Consider the following 19032-nt stretch of genomic DNA (forward strand, 5'->3'; position numbering starts at 1 on the left):
TACAACCTTCGGGGCCAAAGGCCCGCCCCCCTTTGGTGCTAACGCACCACCTTCCCCCTGCAAGCGGGAGGGGACAATAAGAGGGGAGAAAATCCGGCAGGCGGGGGACAATAGGAGGGGGAGTCCCACAGGCGTGTCCATGGGCACGCCCCCCCTTATTGCCTCTCTTTACAATATGTGATATAATCAAACCGTAAGTGTGTGTATAGAGTTTCCTGTGGAGTGAGCTTCGGCTCACTCTTTCTTATTAGTGAAGTTCTATTTCGTTGTATCTTCGTTTCCTTAAGGGAGGGCATATGGCGCGCAGGGATGTGGAAGAGGCAGTGGAGAAGCTGCTGGAGTCTCGTTTGGAGGCTGATGGTCTGGAGCTTGTGGATGTGGAGTATGTGTGTGAGAGAAATTGGATTCTCCGCATTTACATCGACAAGGAGGGCGGCGTGGATTTGAACGACTGCCAGACGGTGAGCGAGAGGGCCGGAGCGCTTTTGGACGAGGCGGATTTGATTCCGGATAATTACATGCTTGAGGTTTCGTCTCCTGGTCTTGACCGTGTGCTGAAGAAGGACAGGGATTTCATTCGCTATGCCGGTGAGGATGTGGATGTGAAGCTCTTTGCTCCTCTGGAGGGGACGAAGGTGAAGGCTTTTACTGCCAGGCTGCTCGGCCTTGGCGAGGATGGAGCTCTTCTTCTGGAGACGGAGGACGGCCGGATTTCTTTAGAGAGAGATAAGATTTCGCAGGTGAGACTGCATTTTTCATTTTAGTTCCGGGAGGGAATAGTCATCGTGAATTTGGATTTAATCGAAGCAATCAAGGGCCTGGTGAAGGCGAAGAAGGTAGACGAGAAGATCGTTTTTGATGCGCTGGAAATGGTTCTGCTGACGGCGTACAAGAAGGAGAGCGGCAGCAATGCGAAGACTTCTGTCACTCTGAACCGGGAGACCGGGGATTACCATATTTATGAGGAAAAGACGGTGGTGGAGGAAATCGATCCGCTGGCTGAAAATGCCATCAATGAAATCACTGTGGCCGATGCGAAGAAGATCGATAAGACCTATGAAGCGGGTGATATGCTCCGCATTGAGGTGACACCGAAGAATTTCGGCCGTGTGGCTGCCCAGACTGCCAAGCAGGTGATGATCCAGAAGCTGCGTGAGGCGGAGAGGGGCTCCATTTATGATGAGTTCTCCGGCCGCGAGGGTGATGTGATTACGGGCACTGTGAAATGGAGCGAGTCCCGCACCATTTTCGTGGATCTGGGCCGTGTGGAAGGGATTCTTCCCTTTGCGGAACAGATCGAAGGGGAGGAGTTCCATCCCAATGACAAGATCAAGTGCTATGTGCTGGAAGTGAGAAAGACCACGAAGGGTCCGGAAATCATTCTGTCCAGAACCCATCCGGGACTCTTGAAGCGGCTCTTTGAGCTGGAGGTGCCGGAAATCTACAGCGGCACGGTGGAAATCAAGAGCGTGGTCCGGGAAGCGGGCTCCCGCTCCAAGATCGCCGTTTACGCCATGGACCCCAATGTGGATCCGGTCGGCGCCTGCGTAGGACCGAAGGGCCAGAGGGTGCAGAACATTGTGAACGAGCTTCATGATGAGAAAATCGATATCGTCCGCTGGGATGAGGATCCTGCTGTGTATATCGCCAATGCCCTGTCTCCGGCGAAGGTGATTTCCGTTTCCGTATGGGAAGAGGAAAAGTCGTCCTACGTCATTGTTCCTGATTACCAGTTGTCCCTGGCCATCGGCAAGGCAGGCCAGAATGCAAGGCTGGCTGCGAAGCTGACAGGCTGGAAGATCGATATCAAGAGCGAAACCCAGGCGAAGGAAGAGGGCTTCGGCCAGGCGGCTGAAGAGGAAGATGACGATATCCTGGGAGATATCGAAACCGGCGGCGATGCTGAGGCTCCGGCAGCAGAGGAAGCGCAGGAGGATAAGGAATGAAGGCAAAAAAGATTCCCATGCGCATGTGCGTGGGCTGCAAGGAATTGAGGCCCAAGAAGGAACTGGTCCGCATCGTGGTGCTCCCTACAGGGGTGATCGAGCTGGACAGGACGGGCAAGAAATCGGGCCGGGGCGTGTATGTGTGCGACAGCATGGACTGCTTCAACAAGGCCTATGAGAACCACGGACTGGAAAAATCGCTGAAGCGTCCGGTTTCCAAAGATGTGTATGAAGCACTGAAAGCACAGATTGAAAATGGATGAACCGATTTACAGGATGCTTGGCCTTTGCATGAAAGCAGGAAGACTGCTTTCCGGGAATGAACAGGTGTCGGAAGGACTGAAGAAAGGGCAGGGTGTCCTGCTGATTGTTACAGAAGACAGCTCCCCGCGCACAAAGGATGAATATACAAAAGCCGCCGGGCGGTTCCATATTTCCTGCCGCCTTTTCGGCGAGAAGGAAAGGCTGGGACAGGCCCTGGGCAAAGGGGTCAGGACGGCGGCGCTGATTACAGATAAAGGATTCGGCAGGGCAATCGCAGAGAAGATTGACCACCGGAAATCATAAAGGTTGGGAGGCTGCTTATGCAGAAAAAGAAGAGAGTATATGAATTAGCCAGACAGTATGGCAAAACAGATAAAGAGGTACTGGATGTACTGAAAAGCCACAATGTGGATGTGAACAGCCGTCTGAGCGGTGTGGATGACAATGGCTGCGCCATCCTTGAAAAGGAATTTTCCGCCAGGAAGAAACCGGCAAAGCGGCCGGCTATGCGGACTGTCCGTTTCGACCAGCAGGGCCGTCCTACGGATAGGAAGAGACAGGAAACGGGACGGAAGTCCTACTCCTCCTTCGAAGTGCCGGAAGAACCGAAGCCCGCTCCCAAAGTGGAAGCGCCGAAGGCAGAAAAGCCGGCGGAAGTGAAGGCTCCGGCCCATGAGGAACCGAAGCAGGCACCGAAGGCGGAAAAGAAGGAAAACCGGAATAAAGAGGAAAGACGGGAGAGCCCGCGGGACGGAAGAAATGACCGCCAGGGCAGAGGCGACCGGAATGACCGCTCCGGAAGGGACGGAAGAAATGGCCACGAAAATGGCAGGCCTTCCAGAAACGACCGCAGCGAAAACAGAAATGACAAGGGCCAGCGCCAGGACAGAAACGGCCGTCCGAACCAGGACAGGAGAAATGACCGGAATAACCGTCCGACAGCGGCTGCGCCTGTGGAAGAAACTCCGGCTCCCGCACAGAGAAGGGAAAAACCGGCGAAGAAGAAGACAAAGAAGGACTGGGAAAGAAGCCGCAGGGAAAAGGAAGGCGGCTCCCTCATGGCCAGATCCCTCAACCAGAACAAGAAGAAAAAGCATATGTCTGAAAAGAAGGCCGTTTCCTATCCTACGGAAGTGGAACTGCCGCCCAGCGTGACCGTAAAGGAACTGGCAGAACTTTTCGGCCGCGAAGTAAGCGAAATCATCAAACACCTGATGATGGACGGCGTCATGGCCACCATCAACCAGAACCTGGACAGAGACACCATCGAAATCCTGGCGGAAGAATTCGGCGTTACCCTGAAGGAAGCGGAAGCTGCCGCAGATCCCACCGAATACATCCCCGCTCCCGATGATCCCCGTTTCCTCAAGCCCAGACCGGCAGTGGTTACCATCATGGGCCATGTAGACCACGGCAAGACCACCCTGCTGGACGCCCTCCGCCAGACCAATGTGGCCATGCACGAAGCCGGCGGCATTACCCAGCGCATCGGCGCCTACCAGATCCGCTACAAGGGACATAAGATCACATTCCTGGATACTCCGGGCCATGAAGCCTTCACCGCCATGCGTTCCAGAGGTGCCCAGATCACCGATATTGCGGTCCTCATCGTAGCAGCGGACGACGGCGTTATGCCCCAGACCATCGAAGCTATCCACCACGCCAAGAATGCAGGCGTGCCCATTATGGTAGCCATCAATAAAATCGATAAACCCGGCGCCAACCCGGACCGTATCAAGGAAGAACTGTCCAAGGAAGGCCTTTTGGCTGAAGACTGGGGCGGCGATGTCATTATGACCCCTATTTCCGCCAAGAAAAAAATCGGCCTGGACGACCTTCTGGAAAACATCCTGCTGGTAGCAGAAATGCAGGAACTGAAAGCCAATCCGAACCGCGAAGCCTACGGCGTCGTAGTCGAAGCCCAGCTGGATAAGGGAAGAGGCCCCGTCATGAGCGTCCTCGTGCAGAACGGTACCCTCCATGTAGGCGACGGCATCCTGGCCGGCAAGAGCTGGGGCCGTGTCCGCGCCATGACCAATGAAAACGGAAGAAAGCTGAAGAATGCAGAACCCTCCGCACCGGCTGAAATCCTGGGCATGGATAGCGTACCGGAAGCAGGCGACCATTTCTACGTGATGGATGAAAAGAAAGCCAGAGCCATCGCTGAACTCCGGGCATCCAAGGCCAAGGAAGAAGAACAGAGAAACGTACAGAAAGTCACCCTGGACAACATCTTCGAAAAGATTAAGGAAGGGGAAATGAAGGAACTGGATATCATCATCAAAGCCGATGTCCAGGGCTCCGTAGAAGCACTGGTACAGTCCCTCCAGGGCATCAAGAGCGAAGAAGTCCGCATCTCCATCGTCCACTCTGCCGTAGGCGCCATCAACGAGTCCGACGTCATGCTGGCCTCCGCTTCCCACGCCCTCATCATCGGCTTCAACGTCCGTCCTGACGCCAACGCCAGAGCCATGGCCGAAAAAGACGGCGTAGACATCCGCCTCTACCGCGTCATCTACGACTGCATCGACGATGTGAAAGCCGCTATGGCCGGCATGCTCTCCCCCACCATCCGGGAAGTCCTCCTGGGTCATGCGGAAGTCCGCCAGGTCATCCATACCCCGAAAGTCATCGTTGCCGGCTCCTACGTACAGGACGGCAAGATCACCAGCAACTGCCAGCTCCGCCTTATCCGTGACGGCATCGTAATCCACGAAGGCAAGATCAACTCCCTCCGCCGCTTCAAGGATGACGTCAAAGAAGTGGCAGCAGGCTACGAATGCGGCATCTCCATCGACAGCTACCGCGACGTAAAAGAAGGAGACCAGCTGGAAGCCTTCGAACTGAAAGAAGAAGCTGCTGAACTGAAGTAAGGACACGCCCTTCGGGCGTGAGGGTTCAAAGGGTTTGGCCCGCTGAAAGCAGGCTGGTTCAAAAGGTTCATAGGGTGGTGGTGCCTTAAAATAATTGAAGGCGCCATTATGGTAAAACCTTTACTACCGGGCTTCGCCCGTGGGAAAACCATACAACCGCCCTGCGGGCGAGGGAAATGCCCGGTTTTGCGGTTTTCGCAGCCTTTGGCAGCGCTGCCGCCTCAGGCTGCATGTAAAACTCATTGCCGATAGGCGATACCTTCCCCTTTGAACCCGCCTGCCGAAGGCAGGCAGAACCCTCTGAACCTTCTGAACCCGGGGCCGCAAGGCCCCACACATATAATGATTTCATCGTATCCGCCTTTATCCAACTGCATAGAAGGCGGATATTTTTATAAAAACGTGAGGTGAAACCCATGTCTGAATTACGAGTACGGAAAATACAGGAATTTATCAAGCAGGAAGTAAGCAATATGCTCCTCCATGATTTGAAGGATCCACGCATCGGCTTTGTGACGGTAACCGGTGTGGAGGTGACCGGCGATCTGCGGGAGGCGAAGATTTATGTGTCCCTTTTCGGCAGCGACGAGGAGAAGAAGGCTTCTCTGGAAGCGCTGAACAAGGGGAAGGGCTTTGTGCGCCGAGAGCTGGGCCAGCGGCTGAAGATTTACTATACGCCGGAGGTTTCCTTTGCAGAGGACAAATCCTTGGACTACGGCATGCATATTGACGGCCTTTTGAAGAAGATTCATAAGGAGGACGAAGAATGAGCCTTGGTTTGAATCATGCGAAGGAAATCGGGAAGAAGGAAGCCTGGGATTTCCTGATGAACCATCACCGCTTCCTTCTGGTGGGCCACGAGCATCCCGATGGAGACGATGTAGGTTCCATCTGCGCCCTCCACAATGTACTGGTGCAGTTGGGGAAGGAGGCGGACATCCTGCTGCCGGATCCGGTGCCCCAGGTGTACCGCCTTATCAAAACCTCCGCCCTTGTGCATACGGAAATGCCGGAGGGGAAGGATTACGATGCCCTGGTGTTTACGGATCTGGGAAATCTGGAGCGCGGCGGGAATTTCGATTTCCCCGATGTAGACAGCCTCTGCATCGACCATCACCGGTCCAATGAGCGTTACACCGACTACCTCTACCTCCAGTACAAGTACGCTGCCACTGCGGAAATGATGGCGGAAATGTTCTTCGACGCCGGGATTTCCATGGACGAGGACACCTGCAACGCCCTCTACATGGCCATCGGCACGGACAGCGGTTTCTTCAAGTTTTCCTGCACCTCCGCCCATACCCTTCTCATGGCCAGCCGGCTGGTGGCCATGGGCGCCAAGCCGGACTACATTGCCAACAGGCTGGATGAGAAGACGGAGGAAGCCATGAAATGCTACCAGCTGGTGGCAGGTACGGTCCATTCCTACCATGACGGGCAGATCGTCATCGCCTACATGGGGAAGGAAGCCATGGAGCTGGACGGCGAAAACTCCGATTTCTACGCCTCCATTCCCCGCAGCATCCGGGGCTGCCAGATTGCGGCCCTCTTCAAGTACAAGGGGGAAAAGGAAACAAGGATTTCCCTGCGTTCCACGGAACATGCCAATGTAGGCGACCTGGCGGCGGAATTCGGCGGCGGCGGCCACTGGAAGGCTTCCGGCTGCACCATTCATGAAAGCTTTGAAGACGCAGAGCCCCTCTTCGTGAAGGCTGCGGAGAAATATATCTGATGGACGGCGTCATCAATGTGGTGAAGCCCAAAGACTGGACTTCCTTCGACGTCATCGCCAGGCTCCGGAAGATTTACCACCAGAAGAAAATCGGCCACGGCGGCACCCTGGACCCTATGGCGGAGGGGGTGCTTCCCGTCTTTCTGGGACGGGCGGCCCGGCTCATCGAGTATGCTCCCATCCATACCAAAACCTACGAAGCCCGATTTCAAATGGGCCTTGCCACGGACACGGAAGACATGACCGGCACCGTGGTGGAAGAAGGCCCCATTCCCGAAGACCTCTCTGTCTTTGAAAGGGCGGCGGAAAAATTCCGGGGCCCCATTATGCAGGTGCCCTCCAGCTACTCCGCTTTGAAGGTGAATGGAGAGCGGGCCTACAAGCTGGCCAGGGAGGGGAAGAAAGTGGAACTTCCTGCCCGGCCGGTCACCATTTATGAGCTGGAAATCACAGAAATCGCGCCGCCCTTCCTTTCCATGACCGTCACCTGCTCCGCCGGCACCTACATCCGCGCCCTGGGGCGGGATCTGGGAAAAGAAGCGGGCTGCCTCCTCACCATGTGCGCCCTTACCAGAACGGAAATGGGCCCCTTTTCCCTGAAAGACGCCCGGACACTGGAAGAAATCGAAAAGGATCCGGAAGGAGCGGTGATTTCCGACCTCCATCCCGTCCTTTCCGCCCTGCCGGCCCTGGAACTTTCGGAAAAGGAAGGAGCTGATTTCCTCCAGGGGAAAAGGCTCCGCTTCCATGGAGAAGACCGAAAAGCAGCCGCCGCCTTCTGCGGCACCCGTTTTCTGGGCATCGCGTCCATTTCCAAAAACATAATTCATCCGAAAAAAGTTTTTTCCTGAGGCGATTATGGAAATCATTGATTCATGGGAAGACCTTCCCAAAAACAAAAAAATCGTGCTGGCCCTGGGCTTCTTCGACGGCTGCCATCTGGGCCATCGGGAAGTCTTCCGCGCCGCCGGCAGGCTGGCGGAAAAAACGGGAGCCATCCCTGGCGTCCTCACCTTCTGGCCCCATCCCATGACAGTCATCGCGCCCTCCAGGCACGTGCCCCTTCTCCAGAGCAGGGAAGAAAAAGCAGCTTCCATGGAAAAAGCAGGCATGGATTTCGTCATCTTCTATAAGCCTGACGAAAAATTTCTGGCGGAATCGCCGGAAGAATTCATGGAAACCCTGGAGGCCATCCCCGGCCTCTCCGGCCTTGCAGCAGGCGAAAACTTCACCTTCGGCAGGGGCGCCAAAGGAAGCAGCGCCCTTCTCAAAGAGGGCCTTGAGACAAGGGGAATCCCGGTGGAAGTGGTGCGGCTGGAGGAAGAAGGAAACGACACCATCTCCAGCACCGCCATCCGCCGCCTCATCCAAAGCGGTGATATGACAAAGGCCGCCCGCCTCCTGGGACGGAACTACACCATCACCGGCGACGTAGTCCACGGCTTCCGGCGGGGCCATGAAGTCCTGGGCTTTCCTACCGCCAACCTCTCCTTCACCGAAGACCGCGTCCTCCCCGCCGACGGCGTCTACGCCACCTTCGCCATCATAGATGGAAAGAAATACCCTGCCATTACTAACATAGGCAAAAACCCCACCTTCCAGGCCAAGGAAAGAACCATAGAAACCTTCATCTTCCACTTCGACAGCAATATTTATGGAAAATCCTTTACCCTGGAATGGGTGGAAAGAATCCGCGGCGAAATCCGCTTTCCCTCGCCGGAAGCACTGGCGGCACAGATTCAGAAGGATATAGGGAGGGCGGAGAAGATATTGGAGAGAAGGTAGACGTCAGATGGCCAGATGCCTCACCTGACCGATATGGCCTTGAAAGATACCGGAGATTTTGTGGTATACCTATTGCTCAAATGATACCTCTGTCCTCCGCCGCCCTTCGGGCGCTGGAGCTGTGAAGAAATGAGGATTCATTTCTTCACAGCTCCTTCTTTTGTGTCCTTTTTCACTCCTGGTAGTAAAAAACAAGAGGAAAAGGGCATACTTCCCCCTTTCCCCCAAAAAATCAGCTTTTTAAAATTAAGCTGCTATATCCATATGTGCCTGTTGCTTCCTATGGTATTTGTACAGCTTGAAGCCAATAGAAACCAGAAAAACTTCCATTTTCACTGAATCCATGCCTCTTCGGACAATCCGGTCATATTCCCGATCGTTCTTCATCACTCCGAAAGTACCTTCTGCCTGAATCGCACGGTTCCTCCTCAGCAGAAATCCACGGGTATCTGTCAAGCGTCCAATGACTTCAGCATGGACCTTTGTAAGTTCACGATTCAGGCTGATCCGTCTGTTATGAGGTGTTTTCTTACAACGCTCTGCATAAGGACAGCCACTGCATTCCTCACATTCATAGATTTCTTCCTGACGGCCATATTGGTTGCCTTGAATGTTTTTCCTGTAGACGAATTTGAACTTCTTTCCGTTGGGACAGAGCAGCGCTCCATCCACCGTCGTCTTGAAATTGACGGCACGGAATGGGTCCTCGTGATACTTCTTGTCCGTCGTTTCTTTGAAGAACATGGGGAATTTCATACAGGCTTCCATCCCATGTTTGCTGCAGTACAGATAGTTATTAAATGAACCATACCCTGCGTCAGCTACTGGATATTTTGGATATATCCCATGGTGCTCATAAAACTTTTCCAGAAGGAGAACGAAGCAGTCCATATCTGACCTGTACTGGTTTACGTCAAGGACTGCGATGTATTCATCGACTATGCCAACTTGGACGTTATATGCCGGCAGCAGCTGGTCGTTCCCCATGTAGTCTCTCTTGATCCGCATGAACGTAGCTGAATGATCCGTTTTGGAATAGCTGTTACGATTCTCCCCATAGATACGCAACTTTTCCCCATATTCCTTAATTTTATGCAGATACATTTTTAGCTTTTCGTAATTCCGCTGTTCCGGACTCTTATGGTGCCCTTTGCCATGGACAAATTTTTCCTCGTCCAGGCTCCGGATTTCATGAAGTTTGCTCAGGATGAGCTCCAGATATTCAGGAGCATATTCTGAATTGATCTCGACTTTCAGGCCACTACAGCCCAACATTCCATTGATTTCTTCCAGGAGTGCTGAAATTTTGGTATACAGACGGAATCTCGACTTCTCCGTACCTTTTTTCCAGACCCAGGAGTACTTGTTGGCATTGGCTTCGAATTTGGAGCCATCGATATAGAGGTGGTCCAGGTCCACATGCTCTTTGGTGATGATTTCCTGGGTGATTTCATAAAAGAGCGATTCAGCTTGATTCATCAGGACATTATTGATGAAATATCCGAAAGTCCGATAGGATGGACATTTACCGTCCATAAGGTATTTATAGCGGATATTGACTTTGCAATTGTCTTCCAGCTTTCTGAGAGAGATGCATCCTTCATCCATAAACCCGAACAGAACCGTTTTCAACATATTGACGGGATTATATCTGATTCTTCCCAACTTATGAGCAGGGAGTTTGCTCAGATATTTGCGTAAATCGATTTCCTCCATAAATCTTTCAAACGTGAAAACCGGATCTGTGATATCTAGGCACTCAGAAAAAAATGCTGTTAAAATTCCCTGTTTGGGAGTACCATAATATACAGTTAGGTTTTTCATTGCAGTTAAATTCTAACACGAAAAAGGACTTTTGATTCGCAAAAATCGAAAGTCCCTTTTTGTGTTCATGGAGCTATTATTTCACAGCCCTTTTTTCGTGTTCTTGTGTGCTCTATGCTATAATATTTGTCAAAGATCATTATAGTGAGTGCTGATAGAACCTATTGACTAGAAATTGATCTCTCCCTACCATGTCTCGAAGGCGGGTATGGTCGGGGAGATGTGGAGGAAATGAAATGGCGAAGAAAAAGAAGGAGGAGACCATCAATCTGGATGCGATTCACTTCAAGTGTAGAGACATACTGCGTGGAGCACGGAACTCCGGCTCTTTCTTTGAGAAGCGGGATATGATGCTGATGCTGGTGTTCCTGCGTTTCATCGGTGAAAAATATGAAGATGGGGTAGAGAAACTCCGCCAGATCTTGCAGGAGCAGGGGCTTGACCCGGACGATGAAAATATCCGTGCGGCATTCTTTGATGATGCCACCTTTACGGACGGCACCTACAACCTGCCGCCGGAGGCAAGATGGTCTACCATCATCGATACTCCGGCTCCCAAGCTGAATGTAGCACTGGATAACGCACTCCATAGCATTGCGGCAGGCTCCAAACAGTTGAAGGGCTGCTTTGTGGAGGGGACCTTTACCACACGAAACCTTGGGGCGAACGACATCAAAAAACTGATCGATGAAGTGAGCAAGATCAGCCATAAGCAGTTTGGGGAAGAAAAGGACCTGATTGGTCATGTATATGAGTATTTCCTGAGAGAATTTGCAGTCAATGCCAAGAAGGAGAGAGGCGAATTCTACATATTATGTTTTTCAAGAATGTACAAAAATTATGATGTAATTAATGAACCAAAGATTCAATATTAAATAGCGTGATTATGTGTTTACCTATACTAAAAAGTGAACACATTAGTTAAACAAAGTTTTTACTAAGTTCACTAAAGAAAGGAGAAAAAGGGGACTATTCACAGGGGAAATCCTTGTTAACATTGATTGAGCAACCAAGGGGGCAAATATGAGAGACTTAAAGTTGGAAAACATGATAGAAAGAATAGCATCTAAACTTGCAGAAGCTTTAGGTTGGAATGTTATTGGGAAAGTAGACTACAGTTTGTGGCAGAAGTATGGTAAAAGTAGGACTTATGTAAGAGTAAAGATCATATGTATAAAAGGGGAAAAACGATCTGAAAGAAAGATATTTGGTTATGATTTTGGTTTCATAGATAATGAAGACGAGAAGCATTATTTTAGACCTGGTGAATATTATGATGAAGAGGATCTTTATAACGATGTCATATATCAAATATACGATTATTTTCACATATTGAATGACATAAAAATAGTAGAGACATATAATGGCAATGAATACTATGTTGATATAGACGTGAGAAAGGGAAAACCGGTTTACTATCCTTGCTATCGCCGAGCAGTAAAGGGTTTCTCATACATGCTTGGGTTCAATGAATATGAAAATGAAGAAGGTGCTATAGATCATATAAAAAAACACATTGAAGAAAAAAGAAGAAAGAAAGAAGAAGAAAAAAGAAGAAAGAAGGAATGGGATAGAATTTTTGGAGAATTTCATCGAGAACTAGAAGAAGCTTATATTAAAGCGACATCTCCAGTATTAGATGATTCATGGAAAGTAGTTAAAATAGAAGGGGACGAAATAACTTATAAGAAGGGACGTGAATCCATAACGCTCAAAAGATCAAAGCCTGAATAATAGCAGTATATATGAGAGATAGTAAACTGGTTATTCATGAATTGGAGCTCCTTTTCAAGGTCATAGCCGAACGTTCAGAACGAACAAGCCCCATGATCACGACTAATCTTTAGTTTTTCAAATGGGCCGAGATATTCAAGAATGCCATGCTGGTTGCGGCATTGGTAGATCTCCTGACCTATCACTCCCATATCCTTAACATGAATGGCGAATTGTATCGCTTCCAAAAGGCGTGCAAAAGGAAGTCGTAGTTTTTTACGGTCAAAGTGGTTCAGGAGTTCACGGTCATGTATACTTTTTCATTGACATTCACACTTCTGAATCCATAGACCGGTTGGCCCAACAAAAAAAGGAGCTGTGAAGAAATGAATCCTCATTTCTTCACAGCTCCTTTTATTTTACGATACAGAGCATCAGGGCGCAGCAGCCACAAAGGCTAGTCCCCCTAACGATGCTTCTTACTCCGTAGAGGAAGCTTTTTCTACTTTTTTACAATTTTTACCGCCCGCCCTCTTTACTTTCTTACTTTAGCGTGGTAATGTATTAACCATAAGAAAGAGAGGAGGGCGCAAATGGCTCGTACCATAGATGACCTGAAAATGGTCCATGAAGAGGAAATGAATAATTTTGACCGCATTGAGAGTGCGGTGGTGTCTGTCATGAGGCGGCACGGGTGCAAGATCATCCAGACGCCTACGTTTGAGGATTATGATACCTACGGCACCTATTTCCCCCAGCTGCAGCGGGAGATGATCAAGACCATCGGTCCTGACGGGGAGGTGCTGGTGATGCGTCCTGATGTGACGGTGCCGCTGGTGAAGACGGTGGCCCGGGAGTATCCCGATGCTTCCCAGCTTCTGAAGTTCGGCTATGTGTCCATGGTGTTCCGTGAGTATTACGGAAAGTCCACCCACGGGAAGTATTTCCTTCAGAGCGGGGTAGAGGTTCTGGGGGATGAGACGCCGGAGTGTGACGGGGAAGTGATGGTTATTGCGGCGGAGTTTTTGAAGTCCGTGGGGATTTCCCATATGCGTATCGACCTGGGGACTGTGGCTTATATGGATGCTCTGTTTGATGAGCTTCATCTGATGAAGGAGCAGCTTTTCCAGGTGCGGGAGTACATGGAGAAACGGAATCTGGTGGCCTTTGACGGGCTGGTGGATACGCTTCCCATTACGAAGATCCAGCGGGATGTGCTGCTGGAGCTGCCCCGGCTTTTCGGGGACTATGAATCCACCCTGAAGCGGGCGGAGGGGCTGTGCCTGAATCATGGCATGATGGAGGCGCTTAACCGGCTCCGAAAGGTGTATGAGTACCTGGATGTGGCAGGGTACAGTGATTCGGTGCAGCTGGATTTCGCTTTTACTTCCCACATGGGGTATTATACGGATATGGTGTTCAAGATTTACGCCGACGGCGCTCTTTATTCCCTCATCAGCGGCGGACGGTATGATTCTCTGGCCGCCCAGTTCCAGGTGCCCCGGCCGGCCTGCGGTTTCGGCATGAATATGAATCTTCTTTACGAGGTCATGGCGGAGGCGGATCTTCTGGAGGCACAGGTTCCTTCCTGCGACCTGGCAGTGGTATATGAGGAAGCGGATAGAAATCTGGTCCTGACCCTCATGGACTGGCGGCATAAAGGGTTCTCCGTCCTGGGTGTGAGCGCAGGGAACCGTATCAACTCCGGCGATTACCGCATGATAGCATCGTATAAGGATGGTTTCTTCCTGACAGGGGAGGAGAAACTGTCGAAAGAGGAAATGGAAAGAAAACTGGGAGGACTTTGATATGCTTCATATAGCACTGGCGAAGGGGCGTATTGCCAAGAAAGTGATGAAAAGCCTGTCTGATGGAGGGTATCATTTCCCCGATTATTCCGATGACAGCAGAAAGCTCATATTTACAGACGATAAGGACCGCATCCGGGTGACCCTGGTGAAGTCTCCCGATGTGACGGTGTATGTGCGGCGGGGCGCCGCCGACGCCGGCATTGTGGGGAAGGATGTGCTCATGGAGGACGGGGAGGAGGATGTGTATGAAATCCTTGACCTGGGTATCGGCAAGTGCCGCATGGCGGTGTCCGGTATCAAGGGAAAGAAGGATGTAATGAACAAGCGCATTCTCACCGTGGCATCCAAGTATCCCTCCATTGCGCGGAAATATTTCGCCGGCCGTTTCCAGCCCATTGATATTATCAAGCTGAACGGTTCCGTGGAGCTGGCTCCCCTGGTGGGTCTCTCCGATGTGATTGTGGATATTGTGGAAACAGGCACCACCCTTCGTGAAAACGGACTGGAGGCCTATGATTATTTCATGGATTTTTCCGCCCGCCTCATCTGCAACAGGGTATCCTATAAGATGAAGCAGGACGAATTAAAACAGTTTATTCAGGTGGTCAGCAAGACTGACACCGGAAAGAAGGCATAGCATGGATTGGATTGAAGTACCGGAAAAAGGGCTGACCCTCCGTGAAGTGAGGACCATGACCAATAGAAATGTGAATCTGTCTGACGATCTGGAAAAGGCGGTATCCGCCATCCTTACCCAGGTCAGGGAAGGAGGAGACGAAGCCATCCGGGCTCTCACGAAGAAATTTGACGGCGTGGATATTGCCGATTTTCGGGTGAGTGAAGAGGAAATCGAAGAGGCGGTGAAGGAAGTAGGGCCGGAGTTCCTGGCTGTACTGAAGGAAGCAAAGGAAAATATCGAAGCCTTCCATAAGGAACAGGTGCGGAAATCCTGGTCCAAGAATTTCAGGGACGGTGTGGAACTGGGAGAAAGATTCCTCCCCATCCAGCGTGTGGGAGTCTACGTACCCGGCGGCCGGGCTGCTTATCCGTCCACGGTCCTTATGGACACGGTGCCTGCCATGGTGGCAGGCTGCCCGTCGGTGGCCATGGCTACCCCTCCCGGAAAGGACGGCAAGGTAAATCCCAACATCCTGGCTGCTGCCTATGTGGTAGGGGTGAAGGAAATCTACAAAGTAGGCGGCGCCCAGGGTATCGGCATGCTGGCCTACGGCACGGAAACCGTGGAGCCTGTGTTTAAAATCGTAGGCCCCGGCAATGCTTTCGTAGCCATGGCTAAGCGCCTTGTTTTCGGCACCGTAGGCATTGATATGATTGCGGGCCCGTCGGAAGTATGCTGCGTGGCTGACGGCAGCGCCAACCCGAAGTGGATTGCCGCCGACCTCCTGTCCCAGGCGGAACATGACCCTAGGGCTGCTGTATTCCTCATTACGCCGGATAAAGAGTTCGGCCTTGCGGTGCAGCAGGAAATGGAAAAGCAGATGAAGGAGCTTTCCCGTTATGAAATCATGAAGAGCTCCGTGGACCAGTACGCCAAAGCCTTCCTCTGCAAAGACGCAGAGCAGTGCTTTGACATTGTCAATAAAATCGCACCGGAACACCTGGAGGTGGAGCTGCCGGATCCGAAGAAGTACCTGCCCCTCATTTATAATGCCGGCGCTATTTTCCTTGGAAAATATACATCCGAACCTCTTGGGGACTACATGGCAGGCCCGAACCACACGCTCCCCACGTCCGGCACCGCTGCCTTCTCCTCGCCCCTTGGTGTTTACGATTTCGTAAAGCACAGCAGCGTGGAATGCTACAGCGAAGAAGCATTCCGGAAGATTTCTAAGAAAGTACAGCTTTTTGCCAAAGCAGAAGGGCTCACCGCCCATGCTCATGCTATGGAGGTGCGGGATGAAGACTGAATGGCTGAGAAATACGATTAAGGATTTTGAACCCTACTTCGTGGCTCCCATTGCGGAGAAACACGTCATTAATGCCAATGAAAACCATTTCAATGTGCTTTCCATTCCGGCGGTAAAGCAGGAACTGATCAAGGCGCTGGATACTTTCAAACCCCAGATTTACCCGAAACCCATGGCCGATGGCCTTCGGGAAACTCTGGCTGACTACATCGGTGCAAGGCCGGAAAACATTATCTGTGGCAACGGCGGCGATGAAATGATTTCCTACCTCCTGGGCACCTTCATGAACCCCGGCGACACCCTTCTCGTTCATTCTCCCACCTTCGACATGTACGAGCTGGGAGCGGAAACCCTGGGTGCCTCCACCATCAAGGTGCGGGACCTGGCAGGCTACCGCCGCGACAAGGAAGGGCTGCTTGATGCCGTGAAGAAATACCAGCCGAAAATGACGGTAATCTGCAATCCGAACAACCCCACCGGCGACCTCCTGCCTGCGTCTTTCATCGAAGAAGTGCTGAAGGCGGCGGACAACCTGGTCTTCGTGGACGAAGCGTACATGGAATTTGCCCAGAAGGAAAGCGTGGTGTCCCTTATCAGTAAATATCCGAACCTGGTGGTGCTCCGTACCCTGTCCAAAGCCTTCGGCCTGGCGGGCATGCGCTGCGGCTACCTGGTGGCCGATGAAGAAATCATCAACGCCATCGGTAAAATCAAGGCGCCCTATAACCTGAACTCCTTCACCCAGCTCTTTGCACCCATTGTGCTGAAGCATCGGGATGAAATCCTTAAATTGCGGGATGACATTGTAAAGGAAAGAAACCGCCTCTTCGACGAACTGGTGAAAATCCCGGGCCTTACCGTATATCCCTCCTGCACCAATTTCCTTCTGGTACAGGTGGAAAACAAGCATGAAGAAATTTTCAAAGCACTGAAGGCAAAGGACATTCTGGTGAAGATTTACCGCAACAGCGCAGAACTTCCGGAGGCCTACCGCATTTCAGTAACCACAAAGGACGTGGACGATACCCTTCTTGAGGTATTCCGGAAGGAGCTTTCATGAGACAGGCAGCCATTCACAGAAAAACGGGGGAAACCGATATTTCCGTCAACCTTTCCATCGACGGCTCCGGCCGCTTTGAAGGCACCACGGGCATCGGATTCTTCGACCATATGATGAACCTCCTTGCCTGCCACAGCGGCATGGACATTTCCATTTCCTGTCAGGGAGATCTGGAAGTGGACAATCACCATACCATCGAAGACCTGGGCATTACCCTTGGCGATGCCCTGCTGAAGGCCTTGGGAGACAAGAAAGGCATCCGCCGCTACGGCACCTTCTTCTGCCCCATGGACGAAGTCCTCTCCCGCATTGTGCTGGACCTCTCCGGCCGTCCCTACTTCGTGTACGACGTGAAAATCCCGGTGGAGCGCATCGGCACCTTTGAAACGGAAATGACCAGGGAATTCTTCCTGGCCTTCGCCATGCACGGCATGATGAACCTTCACATGGCCTGCCTCTACGGTGAAAACGGCCACCATATGGTGGAATCCCTTTTCAAAGGACTGGGACACGCACTGAAGGAAGCGGTTACCGTGGAAGGCGGCGCTCTGTTATCGACCAAAGGGGTGCTCTGATGAAAACAGCAGTTATAGATTACGATGCAGGCAACCTGGCCAACGTAGTGCGGGCCGCCGCCCGCGCCGGCCTGGACGTGGTGGTGACAAGGGACCCGGAAGAAATCAAAAATGCTTCCGCCCTCATCCTTCCCGGCGTAGGCGCTATGAAAGATGCCATGGAGCACCTGGACGGCTACGGCCTTTCAGGCCTTATCCGGGAAGAAGTGAAAAAGGGCAAGAAACTGTCAGGCATATGCCTTGGCATGCAGGCCCTTTATGAAGTATCTGAAGAAAACGGCCACATCCCTGCCCTGGGCCTTCTCCCGGGCAGCATCGTCCGTTTCCCTGAAGGGAAACTCAAAGTGCCCCACATGGGGTGGAATGAGCTGGTCATCCACCGGCCCCACGAAGTGCTGGAAGGCCTTCCCCCTCATTCCTACGTTTATTTCGTCCATTCCTACTACAAAACCCCTGGAAATACGGAAGACGTTATCGCTTCGGCGGACTACGGCGTCACCGTGCCGGCGGTGGTGGGGAAGGACAATGTTTTGGGCTTCCAGTTCCATCCCGAAAAATCAGGACAAGTAGGCATGGCCATCTGGAACCGTTTAGCAAAGTGGTTGATGAAATGAAAATATTTCCAGCGATTGATATAGAAGACGGACACTGCGTCCGCCTGAAACAGGGCCGCAAAGAAGACCTTACCGTCTACGGCGACGACCCTGTAAAAATGGCACTGAAATGGGAAGCCGAAGGGGCTAAAGCCCTTCATGTGGTAGACCTGGACGGCGCCTTCAAGGGAAACGGCATGAACATTGAAATCATCCGTAAAATGTGCGAAGCCCTCACCATCCCCATCGAAGTGGGCGGCGGCATCCGTACAGAAAAAGCCATCAAAGACTACCTGGACATGGGCGTCTACCGCGTCATCATCGGCTCCAAAGCCGTAGCCTCCCCCTACTTCGCCATCCAGGCCGCTAATAACTACGGCCCGGACCATATCGCCGTATCCGTAGACGCCAAGGGCGACGAAGTCGCCACCCACGGCTGGGTGGACGGCAGCAGCCGGAAAGTCATGACCTTCGTAGAAACCCTCCTCACCCATGGAGTGAACACCATCATCTACACCGACATCAGCCGTGACGGCATGCTTACCGGCCCGAACTTCGACATGATGAAAAAACTCCAGGCCCTGGAAGGCATCCGCCTCATCGCCTCCGGCGGCGTCTCCGGCGCCGAAGACCTCCGGAAACTTTCGGCCATGGGCGTCTATGGAGCCATCACTGGCAAAGCCCTCTATGAGGCAAAAGTGACTATGGAAGAAATCAGGGAGATACAGGAATAGGGGAGCCGCTTTGCGGCTCTGCCCCACCCCTTGCGCCCCCTTTCAGGGGTGGCAAGCGAACGAAATTTGTAGGGAGCCAAAGGCGACTGAAAATTTCGTGAGACGCTTTCCCATGGAGAGAAGGCCACGAAGTGGCGAGGGGGTGTACTACGGTACAAGTCGTTAATGCCTCCCTAGGGAAGCACTGATTAATT

At 52.0% G+C, this 19032-nt stretch carries 19 protein-coding genes and 1 pseudogene; 19 read left to right on the top strand and 1 reads right to left on the bottom strand.

The genetic code is table 11. The features are described 5' to 3' along the window. Positions 1–296: 296 nt before the first annotated feature. The 9 genes from rimP to B2Y11_RS02140 all read left to right on the top strand — a co-directional run bounded on the left by rimP (position 297) and on the right by B2Y11_RS02140 (position 8600). Positions 297–764, top strand: coding sequence for a ribosome maturation factor RimP (gene rimP / locus B2Y11_RS02100; RefSeq protein WP_291055555.1), 468 nt, complete (start codon positions 297–299; stop codon positions 762–764). 21 nt (positions 765–785) lie between these two features. Then, positions 786–1946: a transcription termination factor NusA gene (nusA, locus tag B2Y11_RS02105; RefSeq protein ID WP_291055558.1), complete on the top strand. Its 1161-nt coding sequence runs from the start codon at positions 786–788 to the stop codon at positions 1944–1946. Continuing rightward, positions 1943–2209, top strand: coding sequence for an RNase P modulator RnpM (rnpM, locus tag B2Y11_RS02110; protein WP_291055561.1), 267 nt, complete (start codon positions 1943–1945; stop codon positions 2207–2209). Before nusA ends, rnpM begins: the two co-directional genes overlap by 4 nt. 13 nt (positions 2210–2222) lie before the next feature. Beyond that, the gene (locus tag B2Y11_RS02115) at positions 2223–2513 is read left to right on the top strand and encodes a L7Ae/L30e/S12e/Gadd45 family ribosomal protein (RefSeq protein WP_291055608.1); all 291 of its coding nucleotides are present in this window, start codon (positions 2223–2225) and stop codon (positions 2511–2513) included. Between the two features lie 17 nt (positions 2514–2530). After that, entirely contained in the window at positions 2531–5083 is a 2553-nt protein-coding gene (infB, locus tag B2Y11_RS02120) for a translation initiation factor IF-2 (RefSeq protein WP_291055564.1), read from the top strand. A gap of 416 nt (positions 5084–5499) precedes the next feature. Beyond that, positions 5500–5853, top strand: a complete 354-nt coding sequence (gene rbfA / locus B2Y11_RS02125; protein WP_291055567.1) for a 30S ribosome-binding factor RbfA — start codon at positions 5500–5502, stop codon at positions 5851–5853. Next, on the top strand, positions 5850–6815 hold the full coding sequence (locus B2Y11_RS02130) for a DHH family phosphoesterase (protein ID WP_291055570.1): 966 nt from the start codon (positions 5850–5852) through the stop codon (positions 6813–6815). Before rbfA ends, B2Y11_RS02130 begins: the two co-directional genes overlap by 4 nt. Further along, positions 6815–7666: a tRNA pseudouridine(55) synthase TruB gene (gene truB / locus B2Y11_RS02135; protein WP_291055573.1), complete on the top strand. Its 852-nt coding sequence runs from the start codon at positions 6815–6817 to the stop codon at positions 7664–7666. The genes B2Y11_RS02130 and truB overlap by 1 nt, the downstream gene beginning before the upstream one ends. Positions 7667–7673: 7 nt before the next feature. Continuing rightward, positions 7674–8600 carry a bifunctional riboflavin kinase/FAD synthetase gene (locus tag B2Y11_RS02140; RefSeq protein ID WP_291055576.1) on the top strand — a complete coding sequence of 309 codons (927 nt, stop codon included), beginning with the start codon at positions 7674–7676 and terminating at the stop codon, positions 8598–8600. 246 nt (positions 8601–8846) lie between these two features. On the opposite strand, the gene B2Y11_RS02145 is transcribed toward B2Y11_RS02140, so the two are convergent. Next, the gene (locus B2Y11_RS02145; protein ID WP_291055579.1) at positions 8847–10316 is read right to left on the bottom strand and encodes a transposase; all 1470 of its coding nucleotides are present in this window, start codon (positions 10314–10316) and stop codon (positions 8847–8849) included. 344 nt (positions 10317–10660) lie between these two features. Between B2Y11_RS02145 and B2Y11_RS02150 the strand changes: the two genes are divergently transcribed. From B2Y11_RS02150 to hisA, 10 genes and pseudogenes are all read left to right on the top strand, one after another. Beyond that, positions 10661–11299, top strand: coding sequence for a type I restriction-modification system subunit M N-terminal domain-containing protein (locus tag B2Y11_RS02150; RefSeq protein WP_291055582.1), 639 nt, complete (start codon positions 10661–10663; stop codon positions 11297–11299). A 148-nt stretch (positions 11300–11447) separates the two neighbouring features. Next, a complete protein-coding gene (locus tag B2Y11_RS02155; RefSeq protein ID WP_291055585.1) occupies positions 11448–12158 on the top strand; it encodes a hypothetical protein in 711 nt (236 codons plus the stop codon). A 125-nt stretch (positions 12159–12283) separates the two neighbouring features. Further along, positions 12284–12409 (top strand): annotated as a pseudogene (locus B2Y11_RS08760) (ATP-binding protein); the annotation flags it as partial. Positions 12410–12730: 321 nt separating this feature from the next. Next, positions 12731–13945, top strand: coding sequence for an ATP phosphoribosyltransferase regulatory subunit (locus tag B2Y11_RS02160; RefSeq protein WP_291055588.1), 1215 nt, complete (start codon positions 12731–12733; stop codon positions 13943–13945). Position 13946: 1 nt separating this feature from the next. Next, positions 13947–14585, top strand: a complete 639-nt coding sequence (hisG, locus tag B2Y11_RS02165; RefSeq protein WP_291055591.1) for an ATP phosphoribosyltransferase — start codon at positions 13947–13949, stop codon at positions 14583–14585. A 1-nt stretch (position 14586) separates the two neighbouring features. Then, positions 14587–15876 carry a histidinol dehydrogenase gene (gene hisD, locus B2Y11_RS02170; protein WP_291055594.1) on the top strand — a complete coding sequence of 430 codons (1290 nt, stop codon included), beginning with the start codon at positions 14587–14589 and terminating at the stop codon, positions 15874–15876. Further along, positions 15866–16936 carry a histidinol-phosphate transaminase gene (gene hisC, locus B2Y11_RS02175; RefSeq protein ID WP_291055597.1) on the top strand — a complete coding sequence of 357 codons (1071 nt, stop codon included), beginning with the start codon at positions 15866–15868 and terminating at the stop codon, positions 16934–16936. The genes hisD and hisC overlap by 11 nt, the downstream gene beginning before the upstream one ends. Beyond that, a complete protein-coding gene (hisB, locus tag B2Y11_RS02180; protein ID WP_291055599.1) occupies positions 16933–17511 on the top strand; it encodes an imidazoleglycerol-phosphate dehydratase HisB in 579 nt (192 codons plus the stop codon). Before hisC ends, hisB begins: the two co-directional genes overlap by 4 nt. After that, positions 17511–18125 (top strand): imidazole glycerol phosphate synthase subunit HisH, encoded by a 615-nt coding sequence (gene hisH / locus B2Y11_RS02185; protein ID WP_291055602.1) that lies wholly within the window; start codon positions 17511–17513, stop codon positions 18123–18125. The genes hisB and hisH overlap by 1 nt, the downstream gene beginning before the upstream one ends. After that, positions 18122–18838 (top strand): 1-(5-phosphoribosyl)-5-[(5-phosphoribosylamino)methylideneamino]imidazole-4-carboxamide isomerase, encoded by a 717-nt coding sequence (gene hisA, locus B2Y11_RS02190; protein ID WP_291055605.1) that lies wholly within the window; start codon positions 18122–18124, stop codon positions 18836–18838. The genes hisH and hisA overlap by 4 nt, the downstream gene beginning before the upstream one ends. Positions 18839–19032 lie beyond the last annotated feature (194 nt).

The sequence above is a fragment of the Dialister sp. UBA1703 genome (assembly GCA_002320515.1).
Lineage (GTDB): Bacteria > Bacillota > Negativicutes > Veillonellales > Dialisteraceae > Dialister.